Origin of the sequence: Gottfriedia sp. NPDC056225 (assembly GCF_042267765.1) — a bacterium.
Classification (GTDB): Bacteria; Bacillota; Bacilli; order Bacillales; family Bacillaceae_G; genus Gottfriedia.
In genome coordinates this window covers 119,512-143,192 of the sequence record NZ_JBHJTJ010000005.1, presented here as the reverse complement: position 1 = coordinate 143,192, position 23,681 = coordinate 119,512, and the positions used below count along the sequence as shown (strand labels likewise).

Annotated in this window: 25 protein-coding genes, 1 riboswitch and 2 other annotated features; of the genes, 8 read left to right on the top strand and 17 right to left on the bottom strand. The window is 32.0% G+C overall.

Annotation, left to right across the window (positions count from 1 at the left end; translation table 11 throughout):
* Positions 1–33: 33 nt before the first annotated feature.
* From ACFCYN_RS06105 to ACFCYN_RS06080, 6 genes are all read right to left on the bottom strand, one after another.
* On the bottom strand, positions 34–852 hold the full coding sequence (locus ACFCYN_RS06105; protein WP_098119472.1) for a DUF2935 domain-containing protein: 819 nt from the start codon (positions 850–852) through the stop codon (positions 34–36).
* Between the two features lie 171 nt (positions 853–1,023).
* Positions 1,024–1,587 (bottom strand): FAD-dependent oxidoreductase, encoded by a 564-nt coding sequence (locus tag ACFCYN_RS06100; protein ID WP_375948182.1) that lies wholly within the window; start codon positions 1,585–1,587, stop codon positions 1,024–1,026.
* A gap of 95 nt (positions 1,588–1,682) precedes the next feature.
* Positions 1,683–2,057 (bottom strand): DoxX family protein, encoded by a 375-nt coding sequence (locus ACFCYN_RS06095; protein WP_172447202.1) that lies wholly within the window; start codon positions 2,055–2,057, stop codon positions 1,683–1,685.
* Between the two features lie 295 nt (positions 2,058–2,352).
* A complete protein-coding gene (locus tag ACFCYN_RS06090; protein WP_375948180.1) occupies positions 2,353–3,129 on the bottom strand; it encodes an arylamine N-acetyltransferase family protein in 777 nt (258 codons plus the stop codon).
* Between the two features lie 89 nt (positions 3,130–3,218).
* Positions 3,219–3,635 carry a GNAT family N-acetyltransferase gene (locus ACFCYN_RS06085; RefSeq protein ID WP_375948178.1) on the bottom strand — a complete coding sequence of 139 codons (417 nt, stop codon included), beginning with the start codon at positions 3,633–3,635 and terminating at the stop codon, positions 3,219–3,221.
* 39 nt (positions 3,636–3,674) lie between these two features.
* On the bottom strand, positions 3,675–3,965 hold the full coding sequence (locus ACFCYN_RS06080; protein ID WP_375948176.1) for a hypothetical protein: 291 nt from the start codon (positions 3,963–3,965) through the stop codon (positions 3,675–3,677).
* A 538-nt stretch (positions 3,966–4,503) separates the two neighbouring features.
* Here ACFCYN_RS06080 and ACFCYN_RS06075 point away from each other — a divergent pair.
* Together ACFCYN_RS06075 and ACFCYN_RS06070 are read left to right on the top strand one after the other, a co-directional pair.
* Entirely contained in the window at positions 4,504–4,956 is a 453-nt protein-coding gene (locus tag ACFCYN_RS06075) for an SRPBCC family protein (RefSeq protein ID WP_375948174.1), read from the top strand.
* A 37-nt stretch (positions 4,957–4,993) separates the two neighbouring features.
* Positions 4,994–5,287, top strand: a complete 294-nt coding sequence (locus ACFCYN_RS06070) for a hypothetical protein (protein WP_375948172.1) — start codon at positions 4,994–4,996, stop codon at positions 5,285–5,287.
* A gap of 172 nt (positions 5,288–5,459) precedes the next feature.
* Here ACFCYN_RS06070 and ACFCYN_RS06065 read toward each other — a convergent pair whose 3' ends face one another.
* From ACFCYN_RS06065 to ACFCYN_RS06055, 3 genes are all read right to left on the bottom strand, one after another.
* Complete coding sequence (locus ACFCYN_RS06065; RefSeq protein WP_375948171.1) at positions 5,460–5,918, bottom strand: GNAT family N-acetyltransferase; 459 nt, start codon at positions 5,916–5,918, stop codon at positions 5,460–5,462.
* Between the two features lie 247 nt (positions 5,919–6,165).
* Complete coding sequence (locus ACFCYN_RS06060; protein ID WP_375948169.1) at positions 6,166–7,038, bottom strand: AraC family transcriptional regulator; 873 nt, start codon at positions 7,036–7,038, stop codon at positions 6,166–6,168.
* A 132-nt stretch (positions 7,039–7,170) separates the two neighbouring features.
* On the bottom strand, positions 7,171–8,382 hold the full coding sequence (locus tag ACFCYN_RS06055; protein WP_098119486.1) for a multidrug efflux MFS transporter: 1,212 nt from the start codon (positions 8,380–8,382) through the stop codon (positions 7,171–7,173).
* 199 nt (positions 8,383–8,581) lie between these two features.
* On the opposite strand from ACFCYN_RS06055, the gene ACFCYN_RS06050 reads away from it, so the two are divergent.
* Both ACFCYN_RS06050 and ACFCYN_RS06045 read left to right on the top strand, forming a co-directional pair.
* Positions 8,582–9,151, top strand: coding sequence for a TetR/AcrR family transcriptional regulator (locus ACFCYN_RS06050; RefSeq protein WP_375948166.1), 570 nt, complete (start codon positions 8,582–8,584; stop codon positions 9,149–9,151).
* Positions 9,152–9,283: 132 nt separating this feature from the next.
* Positions 9,284–10,024: an MBL fold metallo-hydrolase gene (locus ACFCYN_RS06045; protein WP_375948165.1), complete on the top strand. Its 741-nt coding sequence runs from the start codon at positions 9,284–9,286 to the stop codon at positions 10,022–10,024.
* Between the two features lie 42 nt (positions 10,025–10,066).
* On the opposite strand, the gene ACFCYN_RS06040 is transcribed toward ACFCYN_RS06045, so the two are convergent.
* On the bottom strand, positions 10,067–11,395 hold the full coding sequence (locus tag ACFCYN_RS06040; protein WP_375948163.1) for an amino acid permease: 1,329 nt from the start codon (positions 11,393–11,395) through the stop codon (positions 10,067–10,069).
* 59 nt (positions 11,396–11,454) lie between these two features.
* Positions 11,455–11,678 (bottom strand) — a binding site (T-box leader).
* A gap of 44 nt (positions 11,679–11,722) precedes the next feature.
* Positions 11,723–11,953 (bottom strand) — a binding site (T-box leader).
* Positions 11,954–12,118: 165 nt separating this feature from the next.
* Positions 12,119–13,069, bottom strand: coding sequence for a helix-turn-helix transcriptional regulator (locus tag ACFCYN_RS06035; protein ID WP_375948161.1), 951 nt, complete (start codon positions 13,067–13,069; stop codon positions 12,119–12,121).
* A 90-nt stretch (positions 13,070–13,159) separates the two neighbouring features.
* Here ACFCYN_RS06035 and ACFCYN_RS06030 point away from each other — a divergent pair, with 90 nt between their 5' ends.
* Positions 13,160–13,561: an ester cyclase gene (locus tag ACFCYN_RS06030; protein WP_172447191.1), complete on the top strand. Its 402-nt coding sequence runs from the start codon at positions 13,160–13,162 to the stop codon at positions 13,559–13,561.
* 186 nt (positions 13,562–13,747) lie between these two features.
* On the opposite strand, the gene ACFCYN_RS06025 is transcribed toward ACFCYN_RS06030, so the two are convergent.
* Both ACFCYN_RS06025 and ACFCYN_RS06020 read right to left on the bottom strand, forming a co-directional pair.
* Positions 13,748–14,446, bottom strand: coding sequence for a hypothetical protein (locus tag ACFCYN_RS06025; RefSeq protein ID WP_375948159.1), 699 nt, complete (start codon positions 14,444–14,446; stop codon positions 13,748–13,750).
* 548 nt (positions 14,447–14,994) lie between these two features.
* On the bottom strand, positions 14,995–16,272 hold the full coding sequence (locus ACFCYN_RS06020) for an MDR family MFS transporter (protein ID WP_375948158.1): 1,278 nt from the start codon (positions 16,270–16,272) through the stop codon (positions 14,995–14,997).
* Between the two features lie 289 nt (positions 16,273–16,561).
* Between ACFCYN_RS06020 and ACFCYN_RS06015 the strand changes: the two genes are divergently transcribed.
* Positions 16,562–17,140 (top strand): DUF2087 domain-containing protein, encoded by a 579-nt coding sequence (locus ACFCYN_RS06015; protein WP_375948156.1) that lies wholly within the window; start codon positions 16,562–16,564, stop codon positions 17,138–17,140.
* Between the two features lie 75 nt (positions 17,141–17,215).
* On the opposite strand, the gene ACFCYN_RS06010 is transcribed toward ACFCYN_RS06015, so the two are convergent.
* The 3 genes from ACFCYN_RS06010 to ACFCYN_RS06000 all read right to left on the bottom strand — a co-directional run bounded on the left by ACFCYN_RS06010 (position 17,216) and on the right by ACFCYN_RS06000 (position 20,677).
* Entirely contained in the window at positions 17,216–18,085 is an 870-nt protein-coding gene (locus ACFCYN_RS06010; protein WP_375948154.1) for a 5'-methylthioadenosine/S-adenosylhomocysteine nucleosidase, read from the bottom strand.
* Between the two features lie 165 nt (positions 18,086–18,250).
* Positions 18,251–18,354, bottom strand: a riboswitch (purine riboswitch).
* A 175-nt stretch (positions 18,355–18,529) separates the two neighbouring features.
* A complete protein-coding gene (locus ACFCYN_RS06005) occupies positions 18,530–19,594 on the bottom strand; it encodes an NAD(P)H-dependent glycerol-3-phosphate dehydrogenase (protein WP_375948152.1) in 1,065 nt (354 codons plus the stop codon).
* A 99-nt stretch (positions 19,595–19,693) separates the two neighbouring features.
* A complete protein-coding gene (locus ACFCYN_RS06000; protein WP_172447185.1) occupies positions 19,694–20,677 on the bottom strand; it encodes a ketoacyl-ACP synthase III in 984 nt (327 codons plus the stop codon).
* A gap of 362 nt (positions 20,678–21,039) precedes the next feature.
* Between ACFCYN_RS06000 and ACFCYN_RS05995 the strand changes: the two genes are divergently transcribed.
* On the top strand, positions 21,040–21,549 hold the full coding sequence (locus tag ACFCYN_RS05995) for a hypothetical protein (RefSeq protein WP_375948150.1): 510 nt from the start codon (positions 21,040–21,042) through the stop codon (positions 21,547–21,549).
* A 338-nt stretch (positions 21,550–21,887) separates the two neighbouring features.
* Here ACFCYN_RS05995 and ACFCYN_RS05990 read toward each other — a convergent pair whose 3' ends face one another.
* Positions 21,888–22,343, bottom strand: a complete 456-nt coding sequence (locus ACFCYN_RS05990) for a GNAT family N-acetyltransferase (protein ID WP_375948148.1) — start codon at positions 22,341–22,343, stop codon at positions 21,888–21,890.
* A 178-nt stretch (positions 22,344–22,521) separates the two neighbouring features.
* Here ACFCYN_RS05990 and ACFCYN_RS05985 point away from each other — a divergent pair, with 178 nt between their 5' ends.
* Positions 22,522–23,628: a GerAB/ArcD/ProY family transporter gene (locus ACFCYN_RS05985; protein ID WP_172447182.1), complete on the top strand. Its 1,107-nt coding sequence runs from the start codon at positions 22,522–22,524 to the stop codon at positions 23,626–23,628.
* Positions 23,629–23,681 lie beyond the last annotated feature (53 nt).

Here is a 23,681-nt window from a genome sequence, read left to right as displayed (position 1 = left end):
ATCAACTTTAGAGATAGCCTTTTTTTTCTTTATTTAATGGTCGTCCAGAACGACATTTCTGTTGGTATTTCCTGTTAACTGCGCCTCAAACATATCAATTATATGCATAAATCGATCCGCTTCTCTAAATACATGATCTGCAAGTAGTGGATGAATAATACTTTTAATTCGGCAAGCTTCAATTAAATCGCGAGCCGTTTTCTTAAACTCTCTAAGCGATTTTACTGAAACACGGTTTTCATTAAGGAATTGATCAAGTATCGGGACGGTTTCCGATTGCGGTCTCATTGATTCTAAGTCTACAGCCTGGTATAAAAGTTGGTCGAAATCATGGCTAAATTCTCTGGCTTGATCGACTAATTTTCTTTCTGATGGATCTAAAAGATGTCCAATAAATTTTGCATGGTCTGCCATAATTCTTAAAAAGAAAACATTCTCTTGTATAATTGCAGCTGGTAGCGGCTGAAGTTGACCATTATTCAATTCGGTTAAGCGATTTGCGAAATATGCTGCTTCTCTGCTAGTATGGTCAACTAATAAAGGAAAGTTATTACCCGTTATTTTACAAGTAAGAAGTAAATTAAGAATTTTCCTCTTATATGCCCAAATCATCGAAGCTGACTGATGTACCTCATTATTAAACTGTTTAATTTGCTGAGGATCCGTTTGTACTGAAAATGATTGTGCTTTATTTCCAATCGTATCAAACACATTATAAAAATGGTCTGCCTCTTGAATTAACTCTGTATCATCACAATTGAACCCTAGTTTAAGAAAAAGGGAATGCTCTTTCATGATCCTCGACCAGAACAGTATCTCATCCAAGGACCGCGCTACAAACGCATCTGACATCAGGACCCCTCCTAACTCTATTTCACTTCCCTTTCTAATATATTGATATTACAATTAAATATTACCTTTACATCTTATTAAAGTGGAATTGTCTACTAGATTCCTATAACGATAAAATTTCATAAAAAAAGCATTACTTCAAATCGAAGCAATGCAATATATTTCCATTCATTATGATTTCAAAATATCATGGTCAACGTAACGATTACCATTTAACTGGCTAATGACATTAATCGCAACTTTTGCTCCGTCACCTGCCGTAATAATTGTGTGCACGCTCGAGCCAGCAACAGTACCCGCTGCCCATATTCCATCAATATTTGTTTTACCTGTTGAATCAACATCAAATATAGTCTTAATGCGCGGTTCTGTACCAGACTTTGTATTTAGCCCAATTTTTTCAGCTAATTCAACACTTAAGCCTGTAGCTAAAATAACTTGCTTCCCTTCATAAGTAGCCGTTTCAGTTTCAATAGTGAATGAATTTTCTGTTGGAACTATGTTTTGCACAGTTCCCTGAATAATTTCACCACCAAATTTTCTAACTTGATTTTTTCCTGTTTCGACTAAATCTGGGCCAGTAATTTCTGATACCCCATAGTGATTTTCAATCCATGCTTTTTTCGTGATACTTTTGTCATTATCTAGGACTAAAGTTTTTTTACCAGCTTTTGCTGCAAATAAAGCAGCACTTGCTCCTGCAGGTCCGGCGCCAATAACTACGATCTCATACATTTTCAAATCGCTCCCTTTTACAGATAAGATTGATTTAGTACAGTAATACTAATTCTGCCGGCGCCTTATTTATCCCTGCAAGAATAAATAACAAATTATTTAAATCCTGGGAAATTAGAGAGATCCGAATAATTAATCCATAATAGTACAAATCCAATAATGCCTAATAATAATATTGTAAAAGTTTGTTTAAACGAATCTTTCACTCGAATATGTGCAATTATTCCACCGATTGCTACAACTCCTAATAATAATCCACCAGCTGGGATCCAACTTGCTTCCCAAAATCCAATGATTAATGAAGCTACACCAATCAATTCCACTAATCCAGTAATGACTCTAAACCACTGTGGTAATTTCAGATGATTAAAGCTTTCAACACTTGAACTAGAACCAAAAACTTTACCAAACCCAGCAATCAAAAACATAAGAGCTAATAAAATTTGTAATATAGTTGATAAAATATCCACTTTTTATCACCCCTTTGCTTAATATATATGCAATTTTAAAAAGAACATATTACTTTAAAATACTTATTTCACTTAAAATTTTGATTAGAACGTTTATTAAAATTGTAAAATATTGTTAAAACCATCGATTAAACTTGCTTTCATTTTGATAATTACAAATTGAAAAAGCTCATTTTAAGCAAAATAAAAAAGCAGTTTTACCTGCTTTGTTATTTCATTATTAAATTATTTAACTACGTTTTTAGCCTAAAAAAGTAATAAGCAAATTTAAACGCTAATACTTATCTACAATTATTTAAAGCCCAAAATGCTGTTTCGCTAATTCCTTATATCTTATTTCGTCAATATCCTCTTTTGTCACTACTCCGTTAATCCATTGAGTAAATGAGCTATTCGTTAATGTTTTATTCCCTTCAGCTGTAAGTTGAGTAATTAAAGGATTTTTATTAAATGGAGATTCCTTATGCTCAGCAATGATTGTTTGGATCTCATTAAATTCAGATACATCCGAAATTATGTCATTTGAATCAAAGGCGTAACCAATTCTCCAATTAGAATCTTTATGCTTTAGCTTTAATAACAATACATAATCCCCATATTCAGTGTCCTTTTTCTCGATTCGGAATTCACCATTACTCGAACTGATCATCTCTCCAGTTAAGGGTACTGCTCTTAAAGGGAGATTTGCGCCAAATCCTGTATCGACTAAATACGTTTCTTCATTATGCGTTAAAAGGATTGTGACATGTGTTCTTCCAAATGTAGGATATTTTTGAGTTACATTGTCATACACAACACCTCTTGATAACCTAACGTTAAAACCATTTTCTAGTAAAAATAAATATAATAAAGAATTCAATTCATAGCAAAGTCCGCCCTCATTTTTTACTAATAATTTGATTATTAAATTCTCTCGTGTAATTCCTTGAGTTTTATTTTTCATAATATAAAGATTTTCAAAAGGAATATTTTTTGCTGTCTTTTCGAGAATTAAATCTAAATGACTAAAACTAAGTTCTTCTTGAATTTGTAATCCAATTCTTTTTCGAAACAATAAGTTAAACTCATTCATTAATTGTCCCTCCATCTCATAAATCTCTTTCATTAATATTATCATTTAAGGTAACAAAAAAATAATAAGCCATTTATGCGGCTTATCATTTATAGTCTCTTTTCAAAATAATATTGATTATGTCCGTTTGGATGATCTTCAATCACTCCAAAAACTTTAAATCCATGATTCTTATAAAACTCTGGAGCTTGGAAACTAAAAGTATCTACTTTAATAAGACGGCAATCTTTTTCTATCGCAAATTCTTCCATTTGTTTGATTAACTTGCTACCAAAACCTTCGTGCCTATAATCTTCTGATACCCATAAAAATTCGATCGATAAATGATGCCAGTATATTCTACCAGTAATCCCCCCAACTATATCCTCCTGATCATTTCTAATGACAAAGCTTATATTTTCAGACAGCACATTTTTCTCATCTGGTAGGTTATTAGAATTATATTCAATTACTTTTTTTCTTATAAAATCACTATCTTCTTGCACCCATTGTTTTACTATTTTCATCATTTTTTCTCCTATTATATCTATATACTTTTTGATAAATTACTGACTTAATACTGCATAACCAAGCCATCCTACTAGAAGATAATTTGGTGAAATTAAAAGAAGCAAATATTTTGTTTTATATTTTTTATGCATCTGAAGTGCTGCCAATAAATATAAAAGCGGAAATATTATTCCCCATATAAAAAAAAGCGGTGTTGCTGCTAAATAAAGTGACATTGGTGTGAATAAAATTGTTGTAATAATTAGTAGAGAAGGTTTCTTTACTATTAATGCTACTATCGATAAAAAAATAGAGACAATTGTAAATGGCCAAAATAAGATCAGCATATTTACCTCCTAAAAAGTACTTTCTATAAAGATATCTATATTCCTTTTGAAGTTTAGTCATTCTTAATCAAGAATTGGACATAAAAAAATAAAACCTCCAAAAATTAGAAGGCTTTAATTTTCAAAACATGGTATAATCTTCCAAAAAGGAGTGGGTTAATTATGCATGGTGACGCATTTTATTCTCTTTTTGCACTCATACCACTTATTATTTACGTCGCACCAATCGTTTTTATTATTTGGTTTTTATTAAAATTCCTAAAGCTCCAGCAGGAGAAAAATCAAATTCTTAAAAGTATTTCCGATAAGCTTGATAACTTTACTAACAATCATTCAGAATCTTAAAGAGCATTTTGCTCTTTTTTTTTGCTTTGTAAAAAAAATTTCAAAATGGATGATAGCTGCTTCGGTAGTTTTTTTATGCAAGTAATTGGCATATTAGTTGAAAAAGGAAAAATAGAGGAATATATAAGTATTTCAAGTATTTGTATGTGTATGTGGTGTATTTTCACTGAATAATGGTATTGGAGGATTTTATATGAATCATATTACTACGCCTGACCTTTCATCTAGACCCTTTGGTTTAATCGTTGAACGATTAATGGAATCATCCCCAAATTTACTATATAGAGCGTGGACGAATCAGTTTGATCGTTGGTGTGCAACTCCTGGTACAGTGCTAATGACAGATAAAGTCAATACGGTTTTCTTTTTCGAGACTTATTTTGAAGGAAAACGTCATCCACATTACGGAAGATTTCTAAGACTCGTACCTGATCGTCTTGTAGAGTTGACATGGGTTACTGGAGATGGAGGAACAAAGGGTGTTGAAACTGTTGTAACAGTAGAAATTGAGCCTAATGGCAACGGTACTCGATTGCGACTCACACATAAGGGTTTTCCAGATGAAGAAACAAAAAATGGACACGAAAATGCTTGGGGCTTTGCACTTGAGCACTTGGATAAGAAGATGTTGGAAAAAATAATTTAAACTAGTACTCTTATTGGAATGAAAGGAGTTAATAGTCATGGAATTGACTAATGCACAGCTATCGGCAATAGAATACATTACTAATTATTCTAGGAACTTTAAAAGTGATGCTAAAGCAACAATTAAGCACATTCTTCAAATGTTAAATGTCTCAAGTAATTTATATGAAAATGCAGTCGAAAAGCTAAAGGCTCATGCTAAAGTTGCTCTTCATTTTCATATAGCATTTGAAGATGACAGTGGAGAAACATATTTTTTTATTTTTCATGAAGAATCAAATGAGGATTATTTAATTCATAAAGATAAACTATTATCAATCACAAATAATTAAACCTTATACAACTAATCAGTCCGTTAGTTGTATAAGGTTTAAAATGGCTGTTAATTACCTGTGAATCTTATCAAAAGGTATATAAAGAATATAATAACCACTAATATAATCATAGGAATGCAGCCTATTTTTGATATACCATTTAAGTCTTAGTTACATAAGGATTATTTATTTATTTATGGTTAATATCTAAAACTACTGCCATTTCTTTACCAAATCGGTCTCCATGATCAATGAATCCTAAACTTGAATATAAATTATGTGCTCCTAGGTTTTCAGGATGATAGCCTACAACAATTTTTTTTGCATTTGGTAGTTTAGCAATTTCATCGATCATTAACTGAGTCGCCTTTTTACCTATGCCTTCTTGTTGAAAGTTCTTATCAACCATTATTCTATATATCCAATAGCCATCAAGCTCTTCCTCAGTAGTATTAAACATTAAAAATCCAACTGTATTGCCTTCAAATTGAATAGCAAATGGCTTTAGTGAAGATTCAAATTTCGATTGAGCAATCGAGATTGCAGTTGGTTCGATGTAACTCTTTTGATCTTCAGATACCTCTAATTGACAGCATTTATACCAGTTTTCTGAATTTAACTCCACAAGTTCTATGTTTTTATCCTGCATAATTTCTCCTTCGTTTCAGTTGTTTGAGCAGGACTTGCTCTAATTATAATTTTAACAAATATTCCCAATATTTAGTTGTGACATTTATCCTAGTTCAACTAATCTGCCATATACTAAAACAAAAATAGAGTCACCGAAGCAACTCAAGTAATTGAACTACGCAGTCCTTTAGTTAAATAAGAGTTCCAAAGGTTGTCTAATTAGACAACCTTTTCTAGTTCAAAATCAACAATTTAATTTAAAGCGTCTATTTTTTCGAAATCGGAATCCATATCTCACTTTTAAAGGTTGGTGAAGTTATGTCCTTATGCTCATTCCATAAAATTTCGGGGCCTTCTACTTGTTGGTAATTTGATGAAGGAAACCATTCTGAATAAATTCTTCCCCATACTTCTTGTAATGCTTCTGGGAACTTTCCAACTGCTTCGAATACTGCCCATGTAGATGCAGTTACCTCAAGTTGTATGAATTCGTCCGGACACTTATTTGTTGTGGCAACACCAATATAATGATCAAGTTCTCCATTTTCTTCCATCCTACTTTCAGAAAAATTTGTTGATGCGCTTATAATGCCATTTGGCTCAACGTTTGCGAGTTCTTTTAATTGAGTGATTTTATCCATCGTTAAACCTTTCCACATCGAAGCAATTTCCGGATTAACTCCATTAAAAATAATCGGAACTCGCTTTTTTATACCTACGATTCGAAAAGCTTCCTTTTCTTCAATTCGATAGTTCATTTCATTTCCCCCTTTAATTGATAATTGGAAGGTCATTCGTGGAAATGCTTTAAGTGAACTGCCATTAACTTTCGCTTCTGAAGGAGTTATTCCATGTAGATTTTGAAATGCTCTCGTAAACGAATCCGGAGAATTGTATCCGTATTTTAAAGCAAGATCAATTATTTTTGTGTTATGTTCTTTCAGTTCAAATGCTGCTAGTGTAAGACGGCGACGACGAATATATTCCGACAGTGAAATTCCAGCAAGAAACGAAAACATTCTTTTAAAATGATACTCGGAACAAAAAGCCCTCCTAGAAATTTCTTTATAATCAATAGTACTTGTGAGATTTTCTTCAATATATACTAGTGCATCATTCATATTCTTAAGCAAATCCATTTCACTACCTCCTTTATCAATAGAATAACAGGAACAAAAATAACGTATCCGACATTTCATGCTAAGTTATGTAGGGTCTGAATTTACTAAAAAAGAGAGCTACCTTCCTAAAGTAGCTCCCAAAATAATGTATTACATTGATAATTTATATTCATCGTTAACATTCAACTTCTTATTTACTTTAACGTAAACCAACACTGCATTAAATAATAATAGTGCACTTGTTACAAAGAATACGTATTTTACGCCTAAATATGCTCCAATTTGGCCACCTAAAACCGATCCGACAAATACGCCTAAATAACCAGCTGACATATTTAACCCAAACACCCTACCCGTAATGGCATCTGGTGTGATTCGTTTAACTAATGTATTAACAGAAGGAGTTAACCCTGCCGTTGCTAATCCTAAAATAAATCGTAGCCCCATCAACTGCCAAGCGTTTTTTACAAAAGCTTGCGGAATAACCATCAGACCTGAAACAACCAGTGCAACAAATATAACTTTATGTGGACCAATTCGATCTGAAATCTTCCCTAATCTTGGGGCAGCTATAATACTTGCAAGCCCCGATGCTGAGAATGCCATACCTGCTAATAATGCAACATGGGTAGAATGAGCAGACAACTGAGAAATATAGACTGTAATAACTGGCTCGATTGAATAAAGAGCGATTGTTAAAACAAAAAAGGTAATAAACATTGTGATCATTAAGCCTTTATCGGGAATAATATTCCATATTTCCTTCATTTTAAGCACCTTTTTATCTTGGCGAGTAAAGGATTCTTTTACAAATAATGCTGTTGTAATGAATGCAACCATGATAAGTGCACCTGTCACAAAAAATACATTTTGTAAACCTACAGTCTCTCCAATATATCCACCAATCATAGGTCCAAGTAATGAACCTCCTATACTTGCTGTTGAAAGTGTACCTAAAGCCGATCCAGCATGCTCTTTATCTGTTTGCGTAGCAATTAAAGTAGTACAAGCTGTCCCATAACCAGTGATGACACCTTGTAAAAGTCTTAAACCAATTAATATATAGACATTATGTGCAAAACCCATACAAAAAATAATAATGGACATACCAAGGCTTGCTCTTAGTAGCATTGGTTTTCGACCAAACTTATCAGCTGCCAAACCCCAAATTGGAGAAAATATTGCAGATATAATAAAGGTTACTCCAAACGCAATACCAGAAAATTGACTAATTAAGGCAGAATTATGAACACCTAGTTTATCAATATATAGGGGTAATACTGGACCAAGCTGGCTCATTCCAATACTCGTTACGAACATCCCAAACCAACAGACAATTAGATTTCTTTTCCACAATAACATAATATCCCCCTTTCTTTTTGATAAAAATAAATCAATATAATAAGTCCCGAAAATGAGACTAATAAACAATATCTCTTTAGTTTAACGATACATATAAGACTAAACTATAATTTATAGTTTGTAAATTATATAATATAGTTTACTATTTATTAACTAAAGTGTTAAACTATTTTTAGTAAAAATAAGTGGGAGTGAAAAAATGGTTCAAAAAAGAAATTTAACTAAAGAAAAAATTATTGAAGTAGCTTTTCAATTGGCTAATGAAATTGGTCTTAATCAAGTTACTTTTCCGAAAATTGCAGAGAAACTAGATATTAAATATCCATCGTTATATAACCATTTCGCTAATATGGATGATTTAAAATTAAAGATGACAAATTCACTTTTAAATAAGTTAAATTCGAATTTAATGCAAAGATTAGTTGGTAAAAGCGGTGAACAAGCAATTCGAGAAATTGCTTATGTATACCGTGATTTTGCATTTGAAAATAGAACTGGTTATGGGCTTTTTATGAATATTCCAAGTACAGAAAATGAAGATGTCAAACAGCTTGCTAAAGAAACAACTGGAATTATTCATCAAGTATTAGAGTTTTATATTGCGGACCGCACCTTACTAATTCATCAAGGTCGAGCTTTAAGAAGCATCTTACACGGATTTGTCTCCATGAACTTCCTTGGATATTTTCAGCATCCTGTAAATGTCGATGATAGTTTTGATGTTATGATCGATGACTTTATTACTTCCGTTTCAAAAATTAAAAAATAAATTCAAGTTTTTAAATAGATATAAAAAATGTGAACACTAAGCTAAGAATCTTAAGAAATTAAGATGCCTAGTTTAGTGCTCACATAAAATCAAAGGGAGGTGCGGTAAGAGCCTAGCGCTTTTACCTTACAAATGAAAATAGATAAAGGTATTGAAACAATTGAATTAGTAATGAACTTTATGGGATCAGAAAGAATTATTCACCCAACATTACTTTCGGATGATCATGAAGTAATCTTAGTAGATACAGGAATGCCAGGACAAACTGGAGAAATTCGTGAAGCGATTGAGAAAGCTGGTTTAGAATTTAATAAACTGTCTAAAATCATTCTTACACATCAAGATATTGATCATATCGGAAGCCTTACTGCAATTTTAAAAACTGCAGACCAAAACATTGAATTGTTAGCCCATAATGAAGACAAACCTTATATTGAAGGCGACAAAACGTTTATTAAAATGAATCCTGAACGAATCGCAAAAATGATCGAATCACTTCCTGAAGAACAAGCTCAAAAAATAAAAGCGATGTTCGATATACAACTTACTGCAAAGGTTGATACTACAGTAACTGATGAAGAAGTATTACCATACGCTGGAGGAATTACTGTCATCTATACTCCTGGACATACTCCTGGTCACATTAGTTTATATCATCATCAAAGTAAAACTCTAATTGCAGGAGATGCGCTAACTTCAGAGAATGGTGTAATCATGGGTCCAAGTCCAAGTAATACACCTGATATGGAGACAGCTCTTAAGTCCATTAAGAAATTCACTAAATATGATATCGAAACTGTTATTTGTTACCATGGCGGGGTAGTAAATGAAAATGTAAATGCACAGCTTTTAGCATTAGCTAATTCTAACTAAATTAAAAAATAAAGGGCACCTGTATAGGTGCCCTTTGTCTATTTAATTAAGCTTGTTTTTACCTTTCATAAATGAACATAAAACTAATACGATTAAAATTCCTAAGCATACAAAAATACTTAATCTATTGTCTTTACTAAAAGCAAATGCTATACAACTCACACCTAATGCAAGGACTGTGAAAGAAGTTATATATGGAAATCCCCATACTTTAAAGTGTGGCATTTTAGAATACGTTTTGCGAAGCTTTAGTTGTGCTAAACAAATGCTGATCCATACTATTGATACTGTAAACCCAGGAATCGCCATTAAATAACCAAATACGCGATCTGGAGAGAAATAAGCTACGAATGTGCCTCCAATTAAAATAATTGCACTTACAATAACCGCATAAACTGGTACACCATTTTTTGAAATTTTTGCAAAAGCTTTCGGCGCTTCCCCTTCAGTTGCTAATGAATACATCATACGTGTACAGCCATAAATACCAGAATTGGCTGCAGATAAAACTGCTGTAATTAATACAAAGTTCATAATATGAGCTGAACCGTGAAATCCAACTGTTGATAATACTTGAACAAATGGACTTTCTTGATTACCGATTTCATTCCATGGAATTAAACCGCAAATTATTAAAATTGGAAGAGTGTAGAATAAAACAATTCTCCAAATAACTCCTTTAATAACTTTTGGAATTACTTTTTCAGCGTCCTTTGTTTCTGATAAAGTCAATCCAATTAGTTCTGAACCACCATAAGAAAAAATGACAATTAATAAAGCAGAAAATACACCAGACCAACCGTGTGGTAAAAATCCTTTATGTTGAACATAGTTATGAACATAATTACTATTTCCACTTGGAATTACGCCAAATAAAATTCCTGCGCCTAACGCAATAAATAAAACAATCATTGTAACTTTAATTCCAGCAAACCAGAATTCTATTTCGCCATACCGTTTCACATTCATAAAATTAACAATCACAATAAAAATTGCACTAATAAAACTTAAAGACCATAATGACATTGAAGGAAACCAATATTGTAAAAAGCTTCCAGCTGCTATTACTTCAATCACACAAACAACTAACCACATAAAGCAGTACAACCAACCGATCACAAAAGATACTCTTGTGCCAAACGCTTTATGAATAAATCCTTTCATATTTAGACCTGGAAAAGCAATAGCCATCTCCGCAATTGCACTCATTACAACAAGAAGTAATAATCCAGCAAATATATAAGAAAAAATAACCGCTGGCCCCGCTATCGATACAGTTTCTGAAGTTCCTTTAAAAATACCAGTTCCTATTGCTCCACCAAGTGCCATGAAACGTATATGCCTTGGCAATAAATTTTTTTGTAATTCCATCTCTCTATCTCCTCTTTCTAGCTATATATTTATAAAAAAAAATCGCCCCTGTCACTTATGACAGGGACGATTTACACCGTGGTACCACCCTAATTGCAGATAAATCTGCCTCTTGTTTTAGTTAACGATCAATGACCGTCTTTCTCTAATAAATGTCGACCTTTATTTCGAAAAAGATGCTCCAGGATTGTAATTCATGTTTATTTTTGTACTGATTCGCACCATCCATCAGCTCTCTTAAACAGTGAAACAAACATTACTGTATTCCCTTCATTGCAGTTCATATATTAAATTTTAAATAATAAAAAAGTCCCTACTGATTTACTCAGTAGGGACGAATTGTTCGCGGTACCACCCTAGTTGCAGAATTAATCTGCCTCTTAAAATTTGATAACGATCATAATTGACCGTTTTTCCCTCAGTAAAGATGAAACTTTACCTCGAAAAAAATAGCTCCAGGACCGTAATTCATCCTTATCTTTGTACTGATTTCCACCAACCATCAGCTCTCTATTACAGTGAGATAAGCACTACTTCAATACCCTTCATTGCTTAAAACTATATTAATCTACTATTAGTAACTTGGTTCTTTTTTTAATATGTTTTGTATTATAGAGGTTATTTAACAATTCTGTCAACACCTTTTTTTACTAGTTAATTCTACTTCAATTGAAAAACGTTGCTATATATAAATTGTAACCGTTTAACTTTATTTGGAATTAATCAGTCATTTTCATACCATTCCATAACTTCGGAAAGCTTTTCTCTTATACTTTGTAAAAGTTCTATTGGCTCTTTCACTTTAGCTTCTTTTCCAATTGAAATAAATAGTTGAGCGATAAAAGGTATTTCATTTTGACCAATCCAATCTTCAATAAAACCAGTTCCATCCTCTCGTACTTTTACTTTAAACCTCGAATCAATTATTGTCTCACATCTTTGAACGCCGTCTCTACTTAGCTCAACGTAAAACTTAATTAATCTCTTTTCTTTCATACTTACTAATTTCTTTCCAAGCGAAATGTGTGGCAAATTTAACGATTCATTTTCCACATCATGACAAACTGAAAGAATTTTATCACATCTAAATAGTCGATAATCCTCACTATTAAAACAATATGCCGGACAATACCATAATCCATTGTTCGCATAAATTCCGATTGGCTGAATTTCTCGTTTCGACCTCCCTTTATACGAATCATATTCAATGCTAATCACACTTTGACTAATAGCTGTTTCTAAAAGTATTGAAAGAAATTCGGATTTCGCTTGCTTTGTAGGGATGATAAAGTCAAAACGATTTTTCATTTCATCAATTCGATTTTTCACATCAGATGGTAAATAAGCGTAAAATTTTTTCAATGCTGATTTAGACTCTGCTTCAAATGGAAGCGTAGAAAAATGCCGCAATGCATGACTTGCAAAAAATAATGAAACTGCTTCTTCTTCAGTAAATGTAATAGGTGGCAGAACTCTTTCGTTCAACACTTGATATCCACCATGAGGACCCACTTCCGAATATAAAGGCACCCCTAATTCACTTAACTCTTGCAAATCTCTTAAAATCGTTCTTGATGACACATTAAATTCATAGGCTAATTCCTTAACCGTAAACTTGCGCTTTCGATTGACAAGCATCATTAATTCAATTAATCGTTTTGATTTTGCAGACATATTTTCACCTTTTTTGATAAATATGACAATTTTTGTCACTATTATAATCTATCATATGTCTTAAGCCAAACAAAAAAGGAGAATTAAGCTATGAAAACAATTGAACAAAGTAATAAAGAATTAGTAAAAGAATTTATTGAAGTTTTTTGGAACAAGAATAACCTAGACAGTACAGCCAATTTATTATCACCTGAATACATTGATTACTCTTATGGTTCAACAGAAGGATTAAAGCAATTCGCTAGTGTAATTTTTACAGGCTTCCCAGATAGCCATTACACAATTGAAGAAATCGTCTCTAATGAAGACACTGCTATTACAAGACTGGAATTTACAGGTACACACTCAGGATTATTTAGAGGAACCCCACCAACTGGAAATTCTGTAAAGGTTACTTTATTTAGAGAATTTAAAATCGAAAATGGCAAAATTTTATCTCACCGAGGATTATTTGATACAGCAACACTAATGAGTCAATTAATGACAAAATAATAAAGAAAACTTGCCGATTGGCGAAGACAGAGGGTAGTTGCACTTATACTTATACCTAAAATTGGCATCTACGTCGACTGCTCTTCACCGCCTTCCAATTTATACTTTCTTAATGTGAAATAAAGCTACCAATCATATTTAAATGATCGGTAGCTTTTTATAATCTTCTTTAGCCCAAAACTTTCATTACCTCTTCCGATTATACTTCTCAAAAGAAACTGACTGAACTTCGTATTTTTTTCCATTCCAATCATAAATTAACATCAAATTCCCGATTGCTCCTCCGCCATCCGTTGAAATCATGACAACAGCATCGGCAATTAATTTTTTCTTTTCAACAATATAATCAACTGGAACATGAGTATAAACACTATCGTCGGAAGAAGTATCTTTAAATCCTAACGATTTCAAATTAACTTTATACGTTTTTTTCTTAGTTGTAATCGTAACAATATCGCCTTTTTTCTCCATTTCAACGAGTCGCTTAACTGCCTCAGGTACTGATTCCACTGGTACTTCCTTATATTCTTCGTTCTGACCATCACTACTAATTTGCAATAAATGAATAGGATCATTGAAATTATCCAGCGAAATGATAATTTCATCCTGTCTGTCCTTATTCAAGTCTTCACTAAACATTTTTGTACCGTACTTCCCACTTTTCCAACTTGGAAAATGATATAAAGCTCCCTCATTACCAATTTGGACATCAAAATTTCGATATTCTTTCCAATCAATTCGATCAGCAATAAGATATATATTTTCCTGCCAAACTTCACTCGGAATACTATTCATAACTACACGCTCAGCTGCTTGTGCACTGACTGCTGAACATGAGAATAATGTAAAAATACTAGTAAAAACAATGGCTAAACGTCTGCTCATCGAAACACCACCCTTTTTAATTAAGATGTCCAGATTAGGTAAATATAACCATTTGTTTAACTTGAACACATTCCTAAAAATTGGAGTGAATACTTTTTCTTTCATCGAGGACTTTGCTTATTTTTCGTCTTAAAGTGGGGGGTATCTGTGTAAATTTTTCATAAATTGTTGAATTTATGAGTCTTAATTTATAGAATACAAGGAAATTCCATCAATTTTTGATTCGATTTAGAAAGGGTTAGGGCAAATTTGATTGTTTTAAATTTGAACGGAATACTTTTAGAGGAAAAATTCAGTAGAAATACCCTATCCGGTATGGGTATTTCCTTAACTTAATTGCGGTGCTATGGATTTTAATTGCAGATTTGCTAAATTTAATTGCACTTTCACTATTTTTATTTGCACTTCACCTTTTATTTGCAGTTTCTCACTTCTTATTTGCACACTTTACATTCATATTACTTCGACTAATCTGCAGTTACTGAGCATTCAAAATTATACAATCATAATATAAAAAGGGCTCTCAAAATGAGAACCCTCTTTTCAAATCAAGAATTCACTTCAACTGAACGCCCTTGCTCCTGTAATACTTCTCCTTTAATTCTTCTTTCTAATGCAGGTGTAATTCTTACAAACATAAGAATTCCGATTACACCTAAGCTTGTTAAAAAGATGGATGTAGAAAGTTTTGATAAATACGCGCTTAGCGAAACAGTCATTGAACATATAAACATCGCTAAATTGAACGATAAACCTGCAACTGCCATATATGAACTTCTTGTTTCATCAGCTGGTAAATTAGCCATATAATTTTGTTGTACTGGTACTCTTAAAACTTCGGCAACAGTTGCTACAAACATCGCTATAAATAAAAGCAAAATAGAATTACTATATGAAATTACTGCATAACCACTTACAAAGGCTATACAACTCCAAATTAATGTTTTTTGATCGTCCAATTTACTTACTATTTTAGAAGCAAAAAGTGCCATTACAACTACTAGAATCGTATTTTCTGTACGAAGGAAACCTGTCATCTCGATTCCACCAAATGTCCAGTCGAATAAGTGTTTCGTGTGGAAATCGTTCGCTAATCGAATACTAATATAATTTGTTAATTGAAATTCCATCGAGAGTACTAGTAAACCTGCTAGTACATAAAGGATAAACAGCTTATCTTGAAAAACGTCTCGATAATTAGAAATCATTTTATGAGCGTGATGACCAATCGTCTTCGTTTCTGTCTTTTCAGTGACCAAACTTTCTTCAACAAAAAAGGTAATTAAAATCCATGTAACTAGCGAGGCAAATGAAAGAGCTAATAGTAATTCAAAAAAATACGTTTTATATAAAAATCCGCCAAGCATTCCACCAATTGCAATTGATAAATTATTCGACCAATACATAATCGAATACATAAGCTTTCGTTCTTCCGGTTTACTTACATCAATTAACATCGCTTGATTCGCAGGACCTGCTAGTCCCCAACAGATACTATTTAAAGTCATCATCAAGAATGTAATATGAGGAGATGAATACCAAGGTGAATTACAAAACATCATCGTAATAAACGCTAATAAACGTAATGTTTCAGCAAATACCATTGTCTTTTTTCGACCAAATTGATCTGAAAAATATCCTCCAAAAAAGTTCATTATAATTCCAATAAATACATTTACAAGTAAAAGTAAACCCGCTTGTTTTATACCAAAATGCTTTGATAAATAAATCGCCATAAATGGGAAGATCATACTTCCGATCGATGAACTTAAAAAAGATTCGAGTAATCGAATTTTTATATTTTTGTGAAACTTAAGTATCCCCATACTTATTCAACCTTTCTTTCCCCAATAAAAGAGCTTTTGTTGTACTGCTTTTAGGTCTATATTCAGGCATAAAAATTATTCGCATGAAAATTCCCCCTTTTTAAACTTTTCACTAAATTAGAATATCAGTAATTTTTGAGTATGCCAATATCAAACAATCAAACTTTTCTCCTATAAAAAAAGAGAGTAAACTTCTATACCAGCTATTTATTCAAAAATTGATAGTTGAAATAATAAAGTAATTAGATTATCATCTAATTAGATAATAATAAAAGTAGGTGCTTAATAAGTGCAGTTAAATAAAATTGTAGAATTCCACAAAGCTTTAGGTGACCTTACTCGTGTACGCATTATTGCTTTATTACAACAAGGTCAATTAAACGGGCAAGAAATCGCAAGTAAATTAGGTCTTAAACCCCCAACAATAACTCACCATATGACTAAACTTAGAGAAGTTGGGCTCGTTAAAGAAAGACGTGATAAAAATACAATCTATTTCTCTTTAAATACAAAAATTTTAGAAATGAGTGCTAAAGCTATTTTTACTGTAGGAACAGGGGGAGATTCCAATATGGAAATGTCAGTTACTGAAAGTGAACGAGCAAGCATTATTAATAATTTCTTTACGAAAGAAGGAAAACTTAAAGTTTACCCTGCACAACGAAAGAAAAAACTCGTCGTTTTAGAGCATATGATTAAGGGACTAGAATTTGGAAGGGTTTATCCTGAGAAAGAAATAAACGAGTATTTAAAGGAATTTCATGAAGATTATGCTACGTTAAGACGAGAGCTTATCATGTGTCAGTTTATGTACCGTGAAAATAATCAATATGAATTAAACCCTGTTGAGTTATGGTGGTTGAAGTAAGGACAGGGAATAAAAATGCAAAAGCACCTTGCTAACATCTTAAATAGATGATAACAAAGGTGCTTTTATTTATTATTACTTATGTGATGTTTTAGAAATATATTGCTGAACTACTTCAACTACATACTCTTGGCATGCTTCAGCAGTCGTTGAATTGTATTGACCACCATTTGTTTTGTTGTTTGATAAAACACGAATTCCTAAGAATGGTACATTATAAGCTTGAGCGATTTGAGCTGCAGCAGCACCTTCCATCTCTTCTACAGAAGTACCATAATTAGTATGGAACCATTTAATGCGATCAACTTCATTATTCCATACGTCTGCAGAACCGATTGTACCTTCTACAACTTTACCTTTAGTGTATTTATTTTTCACTGCATTAGCAGCCGCTAATAAATCTTTATTACCATCGTAAAAGCGTGGTTTTTCAGCATTTGGATCTTCACCAGCGCTACCTTCTGAAGCCATTAAGTCCATTGGTTTCCAAAGAGTTGCATCAATCCCTTGGTTTTCGTCTTTCGTTTCAGTTTTTAAAGAACCTATATTAGTTGTTTTTTGACCTAATACAATATCAAAAACATTTAATTTTGGATCGTGGCCACCAGATGTACCTTGGTTAATAATTGCGATTGGTTTATATTTTTCAATAGCAATTGCAGTAGCAGCAGCTGTATTTTCCATACCTTTACCTGTCTTTGCTACGATAACTGGATATTTATCTAAAGTACCTTTGTAAAATACGAAGCTACCTGATTTTTCCACTTTTACATTTTTTAACTTACTTGCAAATTTTTCAGCTTCTATTGGCATTGGACCTTCAATTATAATTGGTCTTAATTCCTTAGTTTTTGCTTCTGCAATATTTGATTTAAAGTTATTACCTACAGATACAGAGATTAATAACGCACTAGCAATTCCTAATAAACCGTACTTTTTTAACATAATTTTTCCCCCTTGATGTATCACACTCGATGCTTTGGCCCAAAAAAAATGGTCTAGAAAATGTAGAACAATCTCTACCTTCTAGACCTACGTAAGTTAAAGTATAGGTAAGCAATTAATAAAACTTAAATGCTTGACACTAATTATCGGCTACATAAAATGATTACCAATATTACTTTAACTCGTAGTCCAGTTCTTCCATTGGGAACCAGGTAGAGACGCTCAGACCATATTACTGAGCATATACGAGTAATGTTTTATGAATGATTACACTGCTAATATATCAAACTAGAAATATATTTTCAAGATAAAATATGAACTTTTAAAACTTTTTTTAATAAATTGTTCGTATTTTAGCGAATGTATAAGGGTAAAACAGAAAAAACGGTTAAAAAAATAACAATTTTATACAATCTCTTAAAATCCACGAAATAAAATTTCACTTTATTGGAATTCGAATTTTAATGGTCTTAAAAATAATTCTTCTAAAGTTTCTTTAGCGTTTTTATGTTCAAAAATTATATCAAACAATGCGTTACAGATTGGCAGTTCAACATCATACTGATCAGAAAGTTGTTTTAGTGCATTAATTGTAGAAACTCCTTCCGCTAATTTATCAAACGGTTTTCCTTCGACAAATGCTTGCCCAAACTTTCGATTATGACTGTGCATTGAAAATAATGTTGCTTCATAATCTCCTAAATGACTTAAGCCGTAAATTGTTAAATCATTTCCTCCCATTGCTCTTATTAAACGTGAAATCTCTCTAGTCCCTCTTGCCATCAAAGAACCTTTTAAACTACTATAATTCAATCCATCAAGCATTCCTGCTGCTATTCCCATCGCATTTTTAGTTGCTGCTCCAACTTCATTACCAATTAGATCTTGCCCGTAATAAAATCGTATTAGCTCACTGTTAAATGCTTTAGTAATCTGTTTTGTGACTTCTATATTTTCAGAACCAATAACCATACAATTTGGTATATTCCTTACAAAATCTTGTACATGACCAGGTCCAACCCAAACGGCTACATTACAGTTTCTCCCCACTTCTTCGCTAAAGACTTTTGTCAGTCTTTTTCCTGTAGCAGATTCTAAACCCTTCATACAAAGTATAAAAGTTTTTCCGTGTATTTCATTATTTTGACTTAAACGCTTTGCAAATGTTCTTAGCTCTTGGGCACTAATTGAAATAATAATAATTTCTCCAAATGATATTGCACCTTCCAATGAACTCGTTAATTCAATTTCATCCGGTAAGCTTAAATAATCATTTTTTCTTGTCTGTTTTAAGCCTATATAATTACTAGAGTTTTCTCTTCCCCATATAACTACTTCGTGACCAGTACGATTAGCATACCAAGCTAAAAAACTTCCCCATCGTCCGCAGCCTAGGACAGATACATTCATACATTTCTCTTCCTTCCAAAATAAAGAGTAACAAATTGATCCACTTACGATTCTTTTATGAGTTAGATTTTTTCTTTTTGGGCTTTTTTGCTTACTCATGAACCCTCTATGTGTAACATATTTTCTCTTTTTGGCTCTATTGCTTACTCATGAACTTTTATGAGTATGAAATTTCATCTTATTATTAAAATCCTTATTTTATATAGTCCATTTAATTAGCAATCCAGCGTGTGTTAATCCACCACCAAAACCATATAATAAAACCTTATCTCCATATTTAAGCTTGCCATCATTCACTCCTTTAGTTAAAGATAAAGGAATTGTTGCTGATGATGTATTTCCGCAATCTACTAAACTATGCAATGTTTTTTCAATAGGGAATTCACTTCTTTCACAGATTGATTCAATCATTCTTAGATTGGCACTATGCGGGACAAACCAATCAACTTCATTTATTAAAGTCGAACCGTTATTAAGTACAGTTTGCATGCCTTTTGGTACAGTTGTAACGGCCCATTTATATACCTCGCGTCCATTTTGAACAATATAATTGGTGTTCATAATATCTTCACCAAACATTTGATTCGATAAGTTTGAGCAGTATAAGTGTTTACCTTTTTCACCTTCTGAACCTAAATATGAAGAAATAAAACTAGGTTGCTCTTCATCGTACTCTACTAGAGCTGCACCGGCACCATCTCCAAATAAAATGCACGTAGTTCGATCTTCGAAATCCGTTATTTTAGATAAAGTCTCTGCTCCAACAACTAAGATTTTTTTATTTAATCCAGATGTTATTAATCCATTTGCCATATACAACCCATAAGTAAATCCCGCGCAAGCAGCGTTTAAATCGATTGCCCCAGCATTTTTTATCCCTAGCTTTGCCTGAACGATTGAAGCAACACTTGGCGTTTTAAAATCTGGTGTTAATGTACAAACGATAATCATATCAACATCTTCAACTGACTTATTGTATTTTTCCATTAAGTTTTTTATTGCCAGAAAGCTTAAATCACTTGTATGCTCATCTTCTTTTGTCATTCTTCTCTCTTTAATTCCAGTACGTTTTACAATCCACTCATCATTTGTTTCTACTATTTTTTCTAAGTCCTTATTTGTTACTATTTTTTCTGGTACATAAGATCCAATTGCTGTGATACGTGCTTTCGATTTGTGCATTAATGTCACCTCATTCAAATTTATTTATAGATTACCAAGATTATAACACCAGATATTAATACTAGATACTAATTTTATTTAAAATTTTTTTATTCTTAAGGCTCTGTTAAATTAGAGAGTCGATTATCTTAATCTAAAAAGCATTGAAATTTTGGCTCGGAGGCAACCATTTTTTGAAAAAACTAAGTTGGTAGTCTTACAATAAGCCTGTCTAAAAACAGATAAAACCCTATTTTTAAAACCATTTGGGTACGGTGATTTGACGGTTTCGTTCATATCATTTGAATAACGTTAAATGGTAAAAAAAGGTAATTTTGATATTTTTGTCGAATATGAATGTAAAGTATAGGAGGCGAGATACAATGAAATATATACAAAGAGTTTCTGTAATTATATTGATTACAATATTATTATGTGGGTGTCAGTCAATGTCTGCTGGTGTTCAAATGAAGACAAAAATTTTAGAAATTCCAAATACAAGTGAATATGTAGTCTTAAGGGTTCAAGGTGTTGATAAAGGGGTAGCTTCTGAAGAAACAACAATGACCATAAAGAATAATAAAAAAATTGAAGAGTTTATCGAAAAAGTAAACAAAATGAAAGTAGTTCAACCTACAAAAGATGAATTAATGGAGAAGAACAAAGAATTAAATAATAAGGGAAATTACATCTTTGCACTGTCGGATAAAGAATCAATGGACAACAAAGTATATATAATGAATTTTTTTAAAGATGGAAGGATAATTTTTCAGAAGCCTAATGGAAAGAAAGTAAGTTCTATTGGCAAAGGTCAAAAATTGATGTATTGGTCTAAAGTAAAACATCCTGAATTACTTACTGAATTAAAAAATCTATTAAATATAAAATTTTAAAGCTGTTTTATTACATTTCATAAAGAGTTGAAAATTTAAGTCTTATGCAACAAACGTATGCATTATTACATAGGAACACAAGTCGCAAATGCGGCTTTAAAAGACAAAAATAAAGGATGGATTCCTTGGTTTCAATATCATTAAAATTGTTCAACTAACTAATGCATTAGTTACATAAGAGTTCCTAAGGTTGTCTATTTAGACAACCTTTTTTAGTTCAAAAATCAACATTTAAATTTAATTGAGCCATTTTTAAAAATACAGCACTTCCTATTAGTAGTGAGATGTTTATTTTAGGCAAAAAAAAATTGCCTTTCAAAAGCAACTTTTTTCAAAACTTACAATTCTAATGTCATAAAAACACTATTCGGATCCTCTTTATAATCAGCAAATGGACTACAATATTTAAAACCAGTTAATTCATATAATTTTTTTGCTGGATTAAATGCTTCCATAGAACCTGTTTCCAAACTTAGTCTCTTATATCCTCTATTCTTCGCCTCGGTGATAATATGTTGGAGCATTCTTCTTGCTACACCTTTTCTTAAATGTGTAGAAGATGTTCTCATTGATTTAACTTCTCCATGCAAAGAATCGAGTTCTTTTAATGCACCACAACCAACTAATTTATCTTGATCCCAAACACTCCAAAACGTAATTTCAGGCTTCTTTAATCCTTCAAGATTTAGTGCATGAATGCTTTCTGCTGGAGAGTGTTGTGTCATCCCTTGAAGATGTTCATTAATTAGTCCAGCAATTTCAGGTCCTTTTAAATCATCTACTTTAATTTCCACATAAATCCCCCCTTATCATTAATATTATACTAAATTATCAGTCTACTTCAGGCAATTTAGAACAAGATTTTATTTTTTAATCGATAAAATTGAGGAAGATGGATTTTCATAAAATAGAATTTTATGGAAAAAATAACAAAACTAGACGAATTAATTAAAGGCAAAAGAAGGAATTTAAATGAATCGTAAATTAAGTATTACTGGGTTTCAATTTTTTTGTATGATTTTTATATTTGGTGTAGGTGCTTCACCGCCAGTTGAAATATATATGAAGGCTAAGCAAGATGGATGGATTAGTTTATTAATAGGGCTTTTTTTAGCTTGTTTACTATTCGCTGTGTATATTAAGTTATATTCATTATTTCCTGACCTACTATTTACAAAATATATTCAACTTATTTTAGGTAAATATGTTGGAAAAATACTAGCATTAATTTATATATTATATTTTATTTATATTGCTGCACGTGATTTACGCGATTTTGAAGATTTACTTAAAATTACTTTATATAACGCTTCTTCTCTACTTTCACTCGGAATAGTTATGATTTTATTAATCATGTATGCAATTTCTAAAGGACTTGAAACATTCGCACGGGCAAATGAATTTATCTTTATGATGATCATGTTTCTTGTTATTATTTTTATTGGATTTGAAATCATTTCTAAATTAATTAAACTAGACAATTTAAGACCTGTCTTAGAAAACGGATGGAAACCAATATGGGAAGCTGCTTTTCCAATTTCAATGACCATTCCTTTTGGAGAAGTACTTACGTTTACGATGATCATGCCGCATTTAAATAAAAAGGATACTGCAATAAAAGTGGGAATACCAGCCTTATTATTTTCAGGTTGTATTTTAACATTATTCGCAGTCTTAAATACTTCAATATTAGGACCAACAGTTATTGAAAGAACAACTTACCCACTTCTAACAGCTGTTAGTTATATTAATATCGCTGACTTCGTGCAAAGATTAGATACTTTTATAGTTATCATTGCAATATGTAACGCCTTTGTAAAAATTACAATCTATTTTTATTGCGCAGTATCTGGGGCCGCAGATTTATTTAATATAAAGAAAAGTGATCAGCTAGTCTATCCACTTGGAATTATTACTGTCATTTTTTCATTATGGGTAGCGACTAGTATTCTTGAACAGCATAATGAGGGAATCCATTTAGTACCATATTTACTTCACATCCCACTTCAATTCGTTATTCCAGTTTGTTTATTATTCATTCTACTATTACAAGGAAAATTAAAAAGTAAAAAGACTTAAATTATAGATTAAATTTTTGCACATTATTTTGTAATATAAAAAGGCTCTAGTTT